The sequence below is a fragment of the Limnohabitans sp. 2KL-3 genome (assembly GCF_001269405.1).
Taxonomy (GTDB): Bacteria; Pseudomonadota; Gammaproteobacteria; order Burkholderiales; family Burkholderiaceae_C; genus Limnohabitans_A.
Map to the genome: position 1 here is coordinate 149,838 of NZ_CXON01000008.1, position 13,820 is coordinate 163,657.

Genomic DNA, 13,820 nt, shown 5'->3' on the forward strand with positions numbered 1-13,820 from the left:
GCGGACTTTCAACGGTTGGCCACAGGGTAGACACCCTGCGGACGCCACAACAACACACCCGCCATCAGGGCGATGTTGGAAAACAGCGCCAACTTGGGCGCCAAAAAGCCGGTGTAGTTCGCCATCAAGCCCACCAGCAATGCCCCGATCAAAGCGCCACCCGTGGAGCCCAGCCCGCCGATGATGATGACGATGAAGATCAACACGTTGACCTGCGCCCCCATCTGCGGCACCACGTTTTGCTGGTACAGGCCCCACATGACACCACCCAGTCCGGCCAATGCGCTGCCCACCACAAACACGCCCACAAACAGGCGGCGGATGCGGTAGCCCAGCGACTCGACCATCTCGCGGTCTTGCACGCCCGCGCGAATGAGCAGGCCGATCTTGGTGCGGCCCAGCACCCACATTTGCAAGGCAAACACGGCCAGGCCCACAGCCACCGCCAACAAGCGGTATTTCTCGATGGCCGCATCGCCCCAGAGCACCGAGCCGCGCATGGCTTCGGGCAAGGGCAAGGCAATCTGCAGCGGACCCCAGATGACCTTGATGAGTTCCTCGCCAATGATCATGCCGCCCATGGTGATGAGGATTTGCTTGAGGTGCTGGCCATACACAGGCCGCACGATGAAGCGCTCAAAGGCTAAGCCCACAGCGGCGGCCACGGCCATCGCAATCAACATGGCGGGCAACACCGCCACCATGTTGCGCCACCATTCGCCCGAGCCGGTCCAGTCCCCCATGGCCCCCAGCACGCTGGTGGCCACAAAAGCGCCCAGTGCGATGAACAGGCCATGACCGAAATTCAGCACGTCCATCAGGCCAAACACCAACGTCAGGCCCGAAGCCATGATGAAGATGATCATGCCCATGGCCAAGCCCGCCACGGTGAGCGTGAGCCAGGTCGAGCCCGAGCCGATCAAGGGAAATGCCAACAGCGCCAGCACGGGCACCATCAGCAAGGGGCGCACATCAAGATCGCCGAAGAGTTTGTTCATGGTGCTCATAAAGCCAGTCCCAACAAGGATTGCTGCAAAGCCGTGTCATCGGCCAGCGCCTGCATGCGGCCCGCGTGCACCACACGGCCGTTGTCCATCACGGCCACGGTGTCGCCCAACTGCTGGGCGAAGTGGATGTTTTGCTCGACCAGCAAAATCGTCACGCCGCTCTGTTTGAGCTGCTGAAACGCCTCGATCATGTTCTGGATGATGGCCGGGGCCAGACCCTTGCTGGGCTCGTCGATGATCAGCAGATCACGCGGCTCCACAATCGCCCGCGACACGGCCAGCATCTGCTTTTGCCCGCCAGACAATTTGCCTGCCGGGTGGTTCCAGAACTTCTCCACTGCGGGGAAGAGTTTGAAAATCCACTGCAGCCGCGCTTCGTCCATCTGCGCCGCGTTTTGGGCGCTGCGGGCGGCCAGCAGCATGTTTTCTTTCACCGTCAGATCCGAGAAGATGCCCATGTTTTCCGGCACATAAGCGATGTTCTTTTGGGCAATGGCGGGCGTGTTGAGTTGCGTGATGTCTTCGCCGCCAAAGGTGATGCGCCCTTGTGACGCTTGCCACAGGCCCATGATGGTTCGCAGCGTGGTGGTTTTGCCCGCGCCGTTGCGGCCCAGCAGCATGGTCAGCTCGCCACGCGGCACCGCCAAATCCACCCCGTGCAGGATGTGGTACGCCCCGATGTGTGTGTGCACGCCTTCGAGGGTCAACAGGTTGGTGCTCATGCTGCCTCCCTGGCTTTGCCCAAATAAGCCTCTTGCACGATGGGCGAAGCGATCACCTCGTTCGGCTCGCCATCGGCCACCAGCTGGCCGTTGTGCAGCACGATGATGCGGTCGGCCAACTCGCGCACCACGTCCATCTTGTGCTCGACCAGCAAGATGGTTTTGGTCTTGTCTTTTTTGAGCTGCCGGATCAAATCCAGGATCACTGGCGCTTCGTCGTGGCTCATGCCTGCGGTGGGCTCGTCAAACATGTAGACCGAAGGCTCCAGCGCCATCAAGAGCGCCACTTCGAGCTTGCGCTGGTCGCCATGCGGCAAGCTGGCCACAGGGGCTTCTTGCTGTGCAGTCATTGACACGGATTGCAAAATCTCCAACGCGCGGTTCGTCAAAGCCGCGTGGTCGCTCCAGATGCTCCACAGGTTCAGGCCCCGGCGGTGTGCGCCCTCTTTGGTGGCCTGCACAGCCAGGCGCACGTTTTCCAGCACCGACAAATTGGGGAACAAATTGGTCAACTGAAACGCCCGGCCCAAGCCTGCGCGGGTGCGTGCAGATGCGGGCAAACCCGTCAACTCACGCCCGTTCAGGTGCACCTTGCCATCGGTCGCAGGCAACTGCCCCGAGATCAGGTTGAAGTACGTCGTTTTGCCCGCCCCGTTGGGGCCGACGATGGCCGTGAGCGTGCCGGGTTCAAAGCGGCAAGAGACCGCATTGACCGCCACATGACCGCCAAACCGCACGGTCAGGTTTTGGGTTTCAAGCATGAGATCAGTTCAAAAAATGGGCGAACCCGTCAATGCAAAAGAACGTGATTTTTTGTAGGTCGGAGCTTCAGCTCCGACACAGGCCTGCGCTGACCCAAAATGTCGGGGCTGAAGCCACCGACCTACAGATTTCCCCCGTAGGTCGGAGCTTCAGCTCCGACACAGACCTTTGCTCAACCTGCACGTCGGGGCTAAAGCCACCGACCTACATTGAGACCATCAACGTTTGTTGCGAATCGGCACGTTCATTTCTTCAGGCTTGATCTCGCGGATCAGCTCGGGCACGCCCCAAGCGAATGCCGGGTCGATCTTGATCTTGAAGTGGTACATGCTTTGCATGGCCTGGTGGTCTTCCTTGCGGAAAGTCATCTTGCCTTTGGGCGTGTCAAAGCTCATACCTTCCATGGTGCTGATGAGCTTGTTGGTGTTGGTGTCGCCGTTGGTCTTTTTGAGCGCCGTCACCAAAGCCATGGCCGACGAGAAGCCACCAGCGGTGAAGAAGTCGGGTGGCGACTTGAACTGCTGGTAGTGCGAGGCCACCATCGCGTCGTTCACCGGGTTCTTGGGCATGCCGAAGTAATAGTAAGCCGCGCCTTCCATGCCGGGGAACTGCTTGTAAGCCACCATGGCGGGCAGGATGTTGCCGCCCGTGGCGATCTCGATGCCGTAGCGCTTCAAGTCCATGTCGGCGATCTTGAAGGGGTTGCCACCGGCCCAAATGATGAAGATGATCTTGCGACCGGGCTGGCCCTTGAGCTTGTCGATCATGCGCTGGGCACCGGCGGTGAAGTCGGTGGTGGCGGGCGGCAGGTACTCTTCGTGCACCAGCTTGGATTTTTTCAGCGCTTCCTTGAAGGCCTTGACGCCGTCACGGCCAAAAGCCGAGTCTTGCGCCATGGTGACCACGCTCACACCGTCCTTGTCCACCGCCACGGCGTTGGCAATCGCGTCCTGGCTGCTGTTGCGGCCGGTGCGGAAGATGTATTTGTTCCACTTGTCACCGGTGATGGAGTCGGCCACAGCCGGCTCGACCAGCAAAATCTTTTTGTACTCTTCGGCCACGGGCAGCATGGCCAAGGCCACGGGCGAGGCGGTCGGGCCCACAGCCAGGTCCACTTTGTCGTCGCCATAAGCGGCGGCCAGCAGGTTCTTGCCCAGGTCAGGCTTGCCTTGGTCGTCCTTTTCGATCACCACAATCTTGCGGCCGCCCACTTCCATGGTGCCGCCGGTGGCATAACTCAGGCCCATCATCAAACCGGTTTGGGTCTGCTTGCCATAGGCCTCCAAGGGACCGGTCTTGCTGTAGATGTGGGCGATCTTGATGTCTTTGCCCTGGGCCATGGCGGCTGGGATCAAAGCACTTGAAACGGCCAACGCGGCCAAAGAAACAAGGTGTCTACGGAACATGAGGGTCTCCTGTGGGAATGGTCCGCTGAGGTGCGGTGCCCAGTCATTGTGCACAAGCCGTGCCAACTCGGTTGCCGCAAACGCGTCACGTAAACCCTTGTCAGATCAACACTTTTTAAATGACGCTGAAAGACCAAGCACAATGTGTCTGAAATAAATACATTTCATGTGCATTAAAAAAATACATATGCATGAATTTAAGACACCTTGGGCAAGCATTGGTAAAGTTTGGCGCGGGAAATACCGAGCAATTTGGCCGCTGCTTGTTTGTTGCCCTGGCTGAACGCCAAAGCATGCTGCACGGCATCCAACTCCAGCGCACGAACAAGGTCGCCCAAAGGCGCAGGGGCTTGCTTGGGGTCTTGGGGGACACCGTGGGCTTCGGGCACTTGGCCGGCCAAAGGAGCCGGCGCAATGTGACTCAGCCCAGATTCGAGCAGCACAGCCCCCACCGCCTGCGCATCGACTATGCCCGCCTCACAGCGCAGCAAAAGTTGCTCAATCACATTGCGCAGCTCGCGCACATTGCCACGCCAATGCTGGGCCGACAACAAGGCCAGCGCCTGTGCTTGAAATTCTGGCTGCGGCAAGGCACTGCGCAAGGCCAGGTCTTCTGACAAAAACTCCACCAATGCCGGAATATCGGCTGCCCGGTCTCGCAAGGCGGGCACGCGGAGCGGCAACACATTGAGGCGGTAATACAAATCCTCGCGAAACAAACCTTCGCGCACCAACTTCACCAGATCGCGAGACGTGGCGGCGATGATCCGAGCATCAAAAGGCACCAGACGGTTGGAGCCCAAGGGCTCGATTTCGCTTTCTTGCAAAGCCCGCAACAACTTGGCTTGCAGCCCCAAGGGCATGTCACCAATCTCATCCAGAAACAATGTGCCGCCATCGGCCAACTTGAATTTGCCCTCACGCCCTTTTTTGTCAGCACCGGTGTAGGCCCCGGGCGCGACCCCAAAAAATTCAGCCTCGAGCAAGGTTTCGGGTACGGCGGCAATGTTCACGCTGACCAAAGGCCCCCGGGCACGCGGCGAACTGGCATGAATGGCATGGGCCAACAACTCTTTGCCGGTACCGGTTTCGCCCAACAACAAAACGGGACTGCTCGACTGCGCTGCACGCCGAGCCTGGCGCTTCAAATCGGCCACCACCGCACTGGAACCAATGAAACTGGCAAAACTGTGCCGCGCTTGACGCAACCCACCCCCCACCTTGCGCTGTGCGGCCAAGGCGGTGCGGGCTTCGTCCAATTCACGTTGCATCAAGGCAAACTTGGCCATCAAGGGCTGCAAATTGGTTTCAGGTTGATCAAACAAGACCACCCCCAATGCGCCAATGACCACGCCGGCTTCGTCACGCAAAGGAAAACGGCTGACCAAAAAAGTGCCGGCCCGGTTGCTCAACAGGTCTATCAAAATGGGTTTGCCCGTCTCCATCACCTGGTTCATCAAGGTGTTTTGCACCACCTCGACCACCGGTTTGCCCACAAAATCAGCCTCCCGTTCAAAACCCAAGGCGGGCAAGTACCGACGGTAGTGGTCATTGATCCAAACCACACGGCCCGAGCGGTCCACCAACAACATGCCTTCGCTGGCATTGGCAAAAACATCAAACAAAGAACGGGCAGCCAGGCCCAAAATGCTCTGGGCGTCGGTAGGCAAAGCCGCCGTCAAGCCCAAAGGGTCCATGTGCGAAGTCACGTCAGAGTCCACCATGGTCAGGCCCCTCAAAATAAACAGTACTTTTTGAGTATGTATTCATCAGAAATATTGGCAAGTCCAGATAAAATTTAGTAAAGCAAACAGAGTCGGCAGTCTCGAAAAAGAAATCATCCTCAGGCAATCCATGAATTTTGACGATTTCAAAGGCCATATTTACCTGATTGATGACGATCCATCCATCCGCAGAAGCTTGGCTTACAGCCTCAGCTCGGTGCGTTACTCCATCCAAACCTTTGACAGCCCAACGGCTTTTTTGCGGGACGCTTTGCCCATCACGCCGGCCGTCATTTTGCTGGACATCCGCATGCCCGGCATGAACGGACTCTCCTTGCAAAACGAGATGATTGCCAGGGGCAGAAAAACCCCCATCATTTTCATCTCGGGCGAGAGCCAGCCCACCGAAATCATCGAAGCCATGAAAAAAGGCGCGGTCGATTTTTTGATCAAGCCTTTTGGCCTTGAACCCCTGCTGGAGGCCATCGACTTGGCCCTGCAAAAAGACAAACACCAGCAAAATCAAAAAATCCTCACCTTGAACGTGCGCGATCGCTTCATGCGCTTGACCGACAAAGAGCGCGAAGTCTGCCGTTGGATGGTCAAGGGCTACGGCAACAAGGAAATTGCCAACATGAACGGGTCGGCTCCAGCCACTGTCAAGCTCCACCGCAGCCGTGTCCTTGAAAAAATGGGCTGTGCATCACTGCCTGAATTGATGGCATTGGCCTTGGATGCAGAACGCAAAATCATCGACATCTTCACCGAATCCGAGCCCGCACCGACCTTGGAGCCTCAACGCGGCTTGGAATGACTGACGTTGGGGCGGCTCACATCGTAGCCAAACCAGCGGTTTGAAATGTCCTTGAACGAACCATCTGACAACATGGTTTGAATGGCCGCCGTCATGCGTGCGGCCATGTCTTTGTTGCCCTTGCGCACCGCCAGACCCGAGGCCATGGGGGGTGCAAAGGGTGCCGTGATCTTGATGGGCAAGCCATCACGTTCGATGTAGTAATCGGCAATCAGACTTTCTTCAAGCACGGCATCGAGCTTTTTTTCGGCCAGTTGTTTCAAGGCCTGATCGATCACAGGAAATGGCAAGACACTTTTACCCAAAGCCCCCTTGGCCTGCTCTTCAACGCCGGTGCTGGCCAAGACCCCCAGTTTTTTGCCCACCAAATCGTCCAGGCTCAAAAAATCCCGATTGTCATCTTCGTGCTGAATACACACCAACTGGTTGGCGGCATAAGGCTTGGCAAAGTCAAACAAACGGCGATTTTCTGGCGTGGGCAGGAGTTGATTGCCAATCACGGAAATTTCATCGGCCTGTAATTTTTTTTGCAAATTGGCCATGCCATCGGGGTGAATTTGAAGTTGCAGCTTCATGATGGCCGCCAAGCGCTTCATCACATCCACATCAAAACCCTGCAAAGACCCCTCGGTGAAACTGAAGGGCTTGTAATGGGCCAACACCCCCACCCGAAGCACCCCATCACCGGGGTTTTGAGCCTGGGCAGCGGATACCCAAGCCGTGCCGAGCGATGCCAGCGCCCAGCGCAAAAAATCATGCCGGTTCAATTTCAAGCCTGCGCCGCACAATGACCGATCAGTCATGAAAGGCCCCCTCAAAACAATGCCGCAGCTCATGGCCCAGGTAGTTGTAGCCGGTGGTGATGGGGGTGACGATGGTGCACTCTTTGCGGCGAACATTCCAAAAAGCACAAGCCATGGGCCGAGATGTGGGGGTGATCGGAATTCCGGTGATGCGGGCGCAATATTCAAAGCCGTCGGTGCGCACCAAAAACTTGACTTTGGGTTCTGCCAGCACCCGCTTTTCTGGGGCCATGGGGGTAAAACGAACCGTGTCCACCTGAGGGGGTCTCATGGTCGTGGTCTCGCAGCCGGACAAGACAACCAGCAACAAGGCCCACAGCACACCAAGCCAACGTCGATCCCACACAGCCCGGAAATTGAACTGTGACCCGCTCATCAGCGCCCCTGAAGGCAGTGCAAAAACAAGTGACCCAACTGTGAATGGCTGGTGTGCGTGGTGGTCACAATGGTGCAACGGGCGCTGGCCAGGTGCCAGTAGACACAACCTTCGGGCCTTCTGGCCAAGCCATCTTTGGGCTGGGCCTGCGTGCACACCGCCTCAGGGGAGGATCGGATGAGCCAACTGACCATGGGCTCGGCAATTTTTCGCTGACTGACCTCCGGTGGATTGAACATGCTGAAATCCATCAAAGGATCGGCCGTGGCAGTGCCAGCCCAGAGGGCCACCACCACCATGCATTTCAGTTTATCGATCGCAGTCACAAAATCACTTCATCCAAAAATCAGTTGACCCAGCCACACTCAAATCAGGTTGAGGGTGATGCCGGTTTGCACAAACAGGCTCAGACCCAACGCATCGTTGGTGTAGGCCGCATAGTCCTTGTCACCCAGTGTGACAGCTGAATTGTTTTTAGTCCAATCAAAATCTGTAGTGCCGACCAAATCATCCAAATTAACGGTATCTGCAGCATCCCCGTCAATACGCATTTGGAGATGACCCTTGTGCGGCGTGGCAGTACTGAAGCTATTTTTCACCCCCAGATCGAGCACATCGCCCATGGTCAGCTTCAACACATGGTTGCCCTTGGTGATGTCCACATGGTTGACTGCAGCCAGATCACCCAAGGCCGGAATGCCATCGTACAAGGAAGCCATGTCAAATTCTTTCGGGTCGGTTGCTGTTAAAACCACTTTGCCGACCGACTCAACGACCTGATTGCCACTGAAACCGGGCTCTGGCAGAGTCGTTGTTGTTGTGCTGATCGCCATCTTGGCTGAACTGAAATCCCAAATAGACTTTTCGTTTGAGATGGTGCGGACGTTACCAGCCCAGTCTTTAAATTCAAGCTTGAACTGCCCAATTTGGAATATTTTTGTCTCCAATTCTGGAAGCTCAAACAAACCTCCTTTAAATTCTTTAGTTAAATCACCAGAACCGGTTGTGTATGTGTAGTGCCCACGTTCTTCGGAAGAAAAATCAATAGATTTGAAAACGACACGAGTAGTACCGTCAGTGATTTTGGGCCACACAACAGATGCAAACTTATCAATCACAAAAGACTGATCTGTCGCTTGAAGCGTATTTCCAGCTGCATCGACCAAAACCGATTTCACTGTGTATGTGGCTTGTCCGGTCACCTCATCTACCGGCAACTTCGCAAAATTCTCAAATTCCCAAGTCTTTCCATTTGGAGTCACATATTCCTGCGACACCACCTTCCCATCCACCCCAAACACCTGCACCAAAACCCGATCACCGTTTTCGACAAAATCCTTGTCAAAACCACCACGGAAGGTCAGAAGCTGGTCGTTGGTGAGGTAATCGGTGGTGTTGATGCCGGTGTCGTCCTCGAAGGTGACGGGCAACATTTTCAGGTTGGCGTTGGGATCGGTTTTGCCTCCGTTGTCGGTGGTGCTGTTGTCGATCACCAAGACCTGCACGTCGGTGTGAATCGCATTGCCGGCTTTGTCCACCAAAGAGGCCTGCAAGTCGTACGTGCCATCAACCAAACTCAAATCGGTTTGTTTGTCCCACGTCCAACCCCAAACACCTGCGGTTTTGACCGGTTTGACGTAATCTGAGGCCATCACTTTGCCCGTGGCGTCTTTGAGGACCACTTCGACAAAAGCACCGTTGTCGTTGAAATCGGTGATGCTGCCCGCAAACTTGAGCGTGCGGTCTTTGGTAATGAAGTCCTTGTTGCTGTACCCCGTGTCCTGGGTCGCAGACAAGATGTCGACCTTGAAGCCGCTGTTGGGGTCGACCGCTTTGTCAGGCGCGTGGTTGTTGTTTTTGTCGGTGTCAATGAAGACATCTTGTGCATCCACCGTCGAGGGCACCGTGGCGTTGTCCTTGACGGGGGTGCCTGCGCCATTGACCAAGGATGCGTTGAGCGTGTATTGACCATCGGCCATGGCCGCAGACTTGCTGCGATCCCAAGACCACGTCCACTCACCTGCTTCGTTTTTCACGGGTTTGACGTAAACCATTTCCATCTCGACCTTTTTGGCGTCGAGCAAAGACAGTTTGACCTGATCACCGTTTTCGGTGTACTTGCTCAGCGTGCCCTTGAAAATGAGCTGGTTGTCTTTGGTGTAAAAGTCGGTCGTATTTTGACCCGTGTCTTCGGTGATGGCTGTGATGTCGAGCTTGACCCCGGCATTGGGGGATTTGTCGGTCGGAGCGTTGTCGACCTTGAATTCGGTGCCCTTGAACACAGGCGATTTCAGGCCATTGATGGTGGCAGTCACCTCTGGGGTGTAAGCCCCGTCAGGCAAAGCGTCGGCGTCCGGGATCTGGATCACAAACTCACCAGTGGGAGAGGCTTTGCCGGTGTAGGTTTTGCCGTTCACGAGCACCGCCACATCGGCGTTGCCTGAAGCTTTGCCCGAAATTCGGGGGGTTTTGTCGGTGGTGACGTTGTCTTTGGGGCCCGTGTCATCTTCGGCCATCAGGCTGGCCGAGGTCACCGCTGGTTGCTGCGGGTTCTGGTCGACGTAGATCAACTGGCTGTCGATGTTGGTGGGCTTGGCAGAGCCGTCAGTGATCAAGGCACCGGCACCGTTGACGATGCTGGCATCGAGCGTGTATTTGCCGTCGGGCAATTCGGCTTTGGTTCGGTCCCATGACCAAGACCAGACACCGGCTGTTTGGACGGGCTTGACGTAGACCATGTCAATCTCAGCGCCCTTGTCGTTTTTGAGGGACAGTTTGACGTGGTCGCCGTTGGCGGTGAACTTGTCCAGATCGCCTTTGAAGATCAAGGTGTTGTCGGCGGTGTGGAAGTCTGAGGGACTCAGACCTGTGTCTTCGGTGATGGAGACGATGTTCAGAACCAGGCCGGCGTTGGTTTTGTCGGTGCCGTTGCCGTTGTCAACTTTGAAGGGGGTACCCGCAAAATCTGGCGACTTGACACCGGCCAAGGTGCTGGTCACCACAGGGGTGTAGCTGCCGTCCACCAAGGCGTCGGCATCCGGAACCTGGATCACAAACACACCGGTTGAAGAAGCCTTGCCGGTGTATGTTTTGCCATTGAGCACAACAGAGACGTCTGAGTCGGGCGTGGCTTCACCGGTGATGCGCGGCGTTCTGTCGGTCGTGATACCGTCTTTGGGGCCGGTATCGTCTTCAGGCATCAATTTGGCCGAAGTGACTTTGGGCGTGGCGGCCACGGCGGTGCTGCTACTTCCACCACCGCCGCCCGCTGCGGCACCCAGCAAGCCCAAGGGGGCCAGCAACCAGGGGTTGAACGCAGCAGCGGCCAAAACACCCACCGCTGCACCCGATGCATTGATTTCTGCACCGCCCAAGGCCATGCCCACCTGATTGGAACCGTCGGCCAACAAAGGCACCGCCGTGTTGCCCACAGCGGTTTCGGGGATGTATTCGTAAAAACGGCCCGTTTCGGCCTCGCCAATCAGACCATTGAAACCCTCTGGGGCCACTTCGTAATAGTCTTCAACGACCAAATCGGCCGCACTGCGCCCTTCAAAGAAAACGCGCAAATCTTTGCCTGAACGGCTGGCGCGGATGTTTTCAGGGCCATAACCCGTGGTCGCATCCAAGAGCTGGTATTTGCCCCCAGGCACCGCCTTGACCACCATGGGGGTTTTGCCGTCCCCTGTGGTGGGAATGTCAACAAACTTGGCCTCGCCTTGGCCTTGGTTCACTTTGATTTTGTATGTTTTGCTCATGATGTGTGACAGTCAAAATAAGGTTAATGAATGGGGCCGGTGGAACTTATCGGCGTGCGCCAGTGATGACCACCACAACGCGTCTGTTGGGTGCGTGGCAAATTTTGTTTTCAGGTGTGGGCTCGTTTCTGCAACCCGTTTTGCTCAATTCGATGGAGCCTCGACCTTCGGCTTCGATGCCTCGGGTCGGCTTGACGTTGCGGGCAGAAATTTGTCGAGCGACCACATCGGCGCGTTGCTGTGACAATTTTTTGTTGATCTGAACCGAGCCAATGGCATCGGTGTAACCCACCACACGGATGCGATCGACCGAGGAATAGTCTTGATTGAGGCGCTGCACCAAGGCCTCAATGGCATTGAAGCCAGAGGCACGCAACTCGGCCTTGCCAAACTCGAACAGGGCATCGGTTTCAAGCGCGTATTCGCGTGGTGCCGGTGGACGTGGGGGGGGTGGAGGAGGCGGAGCCACTGCGGCCTTGCCCGGTTCGCCACAGGTGAGCGCGGCCTTGGCGCGGGAAATCGTGTGGATTTGTCGCCGCGTGTTGGACATCTCGGCATTGGCTTGCGATGCCGGCATGCTGAGCACGGCAATACCGGGCTGTCCGGCCTCGTCGACCTTCAGGAACAAGGTCTGCCCGACTTGCATGTTCAGGCGCTGTCCACCGTCTTGTTTGCTCAAATGCAGGCGGGATGCATCATCCAGCGCGGCTTTGATGCTGACGTTGCCCGGTTCTGCACAAAACTCGGTGTAGCCACCGCGCAGCAAAGACGCGTGGTACTGGCCATTGAGGTAAATGTTCACCGGTTGTTGAGATACCCCTTGCAAGTTACGGTAAACCAAAACACGGGTTTGGTTGACCGGGGCCAAAGGCGCCGTGGCGTAGGGCTCGCCAAATGAGTCGATGACCACCCGGGTGGCCCCCGATTGGGCCAAGGCCAACGGTGACAAAGCCGCCACGGACAAGCCAATCAACCACTGATTCAACGGTTTAGAAAAAATTTTCATAAGGGTCACCTCAAAAAACTTGTGTCAATTCAGAAACTTAGAGTGACTAATTCATCTGTCACCCGATGACACAATGATGCGTGAGGATGCCTCGTTGTAAACGCGCTAAAAAGCGTACTCCAATAATCAGTTTTAACAATATTAAGTATGTAAATATGTGCAACCTTTGATCATATCGATGGCATCACGCCATGGATAGGTCAAACCACGGCCATGCCTTGTTGGCTTGAAGATTGCAACCCCCCATAAATTATCAAAATATAAAAAATCAGTGGATATGCCTTTTTTATTGCAATCACGTCTATTTCCAAGAGACTCGGCACCACAATAAAAAAGCCATCTGACGCTTGGGCATCAGATGGCTCTGTCAAGATTAAAAAAATCAAAAATTTACTGCAGCAAATTCATATTTGATGTTTCAAATTCAACCTTGATGGATCATTGAAAATATTCAATTGAATTGGTAACCGAGGGACACATTCATTGACGTCATGCTGGCTTTGGCGGGCGTCAAAGCATCCCCCAATGACACCGCTTTTGATTTGAATTTGGTTGACAGCACTTCAAATTGAACAAAAACATCATTGTTGATGTAAGACTTGAGACCCAAGCCCAAACCAGTGCCGTGGATAGATTCACTGAAACCACCGTTCTGAGAGAACAAACCCCCTTCACCCACAAGAACGGCTGAGTGGTAACCCACTTTGGCAAAAGCTGCGGTGTTCGGCGTCAGCAAAAGTGTAGGCTGCAGGTACAAAGAGCTGTGATTTTTCACCTTGCCGTTGAGCAACACCACATCAAGAATTCTGGATTCGCTGAGGTCGTAGGTCGCTCCCATGCCCAGCGCCCATTGATCGTTGAGTGGCAGGCTGTAGCCGACATCAAAAGTGGCAACAATTTTTGTCCGACCCAGATTGCCTGCCTGGCCTTGGTTCAGTTCATTGATTTTCAAATTGCCGTCGACCACCGAGCCACCAAGGGCAGCGGACCAACCCGAGAAATGGGTGCTTTGGGCCGCAGCATGGCCTGCGGTCAGAGCGGCGACAAGAAACAACATTGAATTAATATTTTTGAATTTCATTTTGTGGCTTTTAAATAAATGGGAATTTATTTTAACATGGGTTAATTTATGAATTTTATTCACAATAATAAAGCTTAACAAATATATAATATTCAAATCAATATTGATTTAAATCATGGCGGATTCAAAAGCGAAGTGCAACACCTGCCAACCCTGTAAGGTCCGCAGATGCAAATCACTCCACTCAAGCACTACAAACAGATCCAACCCGAAGAGCGTGTGACCCTGGCCAGTCTCCATTTCCAGAAGTTCACCGTTCGAGAGATTGCTCGTACCCTTGGGCGTTCGCCCAGCACCATCACGCGGGAGCTGGACCGCAACAGCATCGGCGGCCACTATGCCAGCAAGAGCGCCCAGGCCT

Annotated in this window: 13 protein-coding genes; 2 read left to right on the forward strand and 11 right to left on the reverse strand. The window is 55.3% G+C overall.

Going from position 1 to position 13,820, the window contains the following annotated elements:
• Window positions 1–8 precede the first annotated feature (8 nt).
• The 5 genes from AMM41_RS12330 to AMM41_RS12350 form a co-directional block, all read right to left on the reverse strand.
• A complete protein-coding gene (locus AMM41_RS12330) occupies window positions 9–1,007 on the reverse strand; it encodes a branched-chain amino acid ABC transporter permease (RefSeq protein WP_089958527.1) in 999 nt (332 codons plus the stop codon).
• Window positions 1,004–1,729 carry an ABC transporter ATP-binding protein gene (locus AMM41_RS12335; protein WP_089958531.1) on the reverse strand — a complete coding sequence of 242 codons (726 nt, stop codon included), beginning with the start codon at window positions 1,727–1,729 and terminating at the stop codon, window positions 1,004–1,006. Before AMM41_RS12335 ends, AMM41_RS12330 begins: the two co-directional genes overlap by 4 nt.
• Window positions 1,726–2,490 (reverse strand): ABC transporter ATP-binding protein, encoded by a 765-nt coding sequence (locus AMM41_RS12340; protein ID WP_089958536.1) that lies wholly within the window; start codon window positions 2,488–2,490, stop codon window positions 1,726–1,728. Before AMM41_RS12340 ends, AMM41_RS12335 begins: the two co-directional genes overlap by 4 nt.
• A gap of 219 nt (window positions 2,491–2,709) precedes the next feature.
• On the reverse strand, window positions 2,710–3,897 hold the full coding sequence (locus AMM41_RS12345) for a substrate-binding domain-containing protein (protein ID WP_089958539.1): 1,188 nt from the start codon (window positions 3,895–3,897) through the stop codon (window positions 2,710–2,712).
• 197 nt (window positions 3,898–4,094) lie between these two features.
• Window positions 4,095–5,621, reverse strand: coding sequence for a sigma-54 interaction domain-containing protein (locus AMM41_RS12350; protein ID WP_228769252.1), 1,527 nt, complete (start codon window positions 5,619–5,621; stop codon window positions 4,095–4,097).
• A 130-nt stretch (window positions 5,622–5,751) separates the two neighbouring features.
• Between AMM41_RS12350 and AMM41_RS12355 the strand changes: the two genes are divergently transcribed.
• Window positions 5,752–6,435, forward strand: a complete 684-nt coding sequence (locus tag AMM41_RS12355) for a response regulator transcription factor (RefSeq protein WP_089958543.1) — start codon at window positions 5,752–5,754, stop codon at window positions 6,433–6,435.
• Here AMM41_RS12355 and AMM41_RS12360 read toward each other — a convergent pair.
• From AMM41_RS12360 to AMM41_RS12390, 6 genes are all read right to left on the reverse strand, one after another.
• Window positions 6,417–7,238, reverse strand: a complete 822-nt coding sequence (locus tag AMM41_RS12360) for a substrate-binding periplasmic protein (protein WP_194944766.1) — start codon at window positions 7,236–7,238, stop codon at window positions 6,417–6,419. The genes AMM41_RS12355 and AMM41_RS12360 overlap by 19 nt on opposite strands.
• A complete protein-coding gene (locus tag AMM41_RS12365) occupies window positions 7,231–7,509 on the reverse strand; it encodes a hypothetical protein (protein ID WP_228769253.1) in 279 nt (92 codons plus the stop codon). Before AMM41_RS12365 ends, AMM41_RS12360 begins: the two co-directional genes overlap by 8 nt.
• A 104-nt stretch (window positions 7,510–7,613) precedes the next feature.
• Window positions 7,614–7,940 carry a hypothetical protein gene (locus AMM41_RS12370; protein ID WP_194944767.1) on the reverse strand — a complete coding sequence of 109 codons (327 nt, stop codon included), beginning with the start codon at window positions 7,938–7,940 and terminating at the stop codon, window positions 7,614–7,616.
• A gap of 39 nt (window positions 7,941–7,979) precedes the next feature.
• A complete protein-coding gene (locus tag AMM41_RS12375; RefSeq protein WP_089958556.1) occupies window positions 7,980–11,372 on the reverse strand; it encodes an Ig-like domain-containing protein in 3,393 nt (1,130 codons plus the stop codon).
• Window positions 11,373–11,418: 46 nt separating this feature from the next.
• Window positions 11,419–12,378 carry an OmpA family protein gene (locus AMM41_RS12380; RefSeq protein ID WP_089958559.1) on the reverse strand — a complete coding sequence of 320 codons (960 nt, stop codon included), beginning with the start codon at window positions 12,376–12,378 and terminating at the stop codon, window positions 11,419–11,421.
• A 451-nt stretch (window positions 12,379–12,829) separates the two neighbouring features.
• Window positions 12,830–13,459, reverse strand: coding sequence for an outer membrane beta-barrel protein (locus tag AMM41_RS12390; protein WP_089958568.1), 630 nt, complete (start codon window positions 13,457–13,459; stop codon window positions 12,830–12,832).
• Between the two features lie 168 nt (window positions 13,460–13,627).
• Here AMM41_RS12390 and AMM41_RS12395 point away from each other — a divergent pair.
• A partial coding sequence (locus AMM41_RS12395) for a helix-turn-helix domain-containing protein (RefSeq protein WP_194944769.1) occupies window positions 13,628–13,820 on the forward strand: 193 nt, incomplete at its 3' end.

Bases quoted from the DNA above. Each gene is read 5' to 3' on its own strand.
- AMM41_RS12335 (WP_089958531.1), bottom strand. From the start codon at position 1,729: ATGAGCACCAACCTGTTGACCCTCGAAGGCGTGCACACACACATCGGG.
- AMM41_RS12340 (WP_089958536.1), bottom strand. From the start codon at position 2,490: ATGCTTGAAACCCAAAACCTGACCGTGCGGTTTGGCGGTCATGTGGCG.
- AMM41_RS12365 (WP_228769253.1), bottom strand. From the start codon at position 7,509: ATGAGACCCCCTCAGGTGGACACGGTTCGTTTTACCCCCATGGCCCCA.
- AMM41_RS12330 (WP_089958527.1), bottom strand. From the start codon at position 1,007: ATGAGCACCATGAACAAACTCTTCGGCGATCTTGATGTGCGCCCCTTG.
- AMM41_RS12345 (WP_089958539.1), bottom strand. From the start codon at position 3,897: ATGTTCCGTAGACACCTTGTTTCTTTGGCCGCGTTGGCCGTTTCAAGT.
- AMM41_RS12355 (WP_089958543.1), top strand. From the start codon at position 5,752: ATGAATTTTGACGATTTCAAAGGCCATATTTACCTGATTGATGACGAT.
- AMM41_RS12360 (WP_194944766.1), bottom strand. From the start codon at position 7,238: ATGACTGATCGGTCATTGTGCGGCGCAGGCTTGAAATTGAACCGGCAT.
- AMM41_RS12350 (WP_228769252.1), bottom strand. From the start codon at position 5,621: ATGGTGGACTCTGACGTGACTTCGCACATGGACCCTTTGGGCTTGACG.
- AMM41_RS12380 (WP_089958559.1), bottom strand. From the start codon at position 12,378: ATGAAAATTTTTTCTAAACCGTTGAATCAGTGGTTGATTGGCTTGTCC.
- AMM41_RS12390 (WP_089958568.1), bottom strand. From the start codon at position 13,459: ATGAAATTCAAAAATATTAATTCAATGTTGTTTCTTGTCGCCGCTCTG.
- AMM41_RS12375 (WP_089958556.1), bottom strand. From the start codon at position 11,372: ATGAGCAAAACATACAAAATCAAAGTGAACCAAGGCCAAGGCGAGGCC.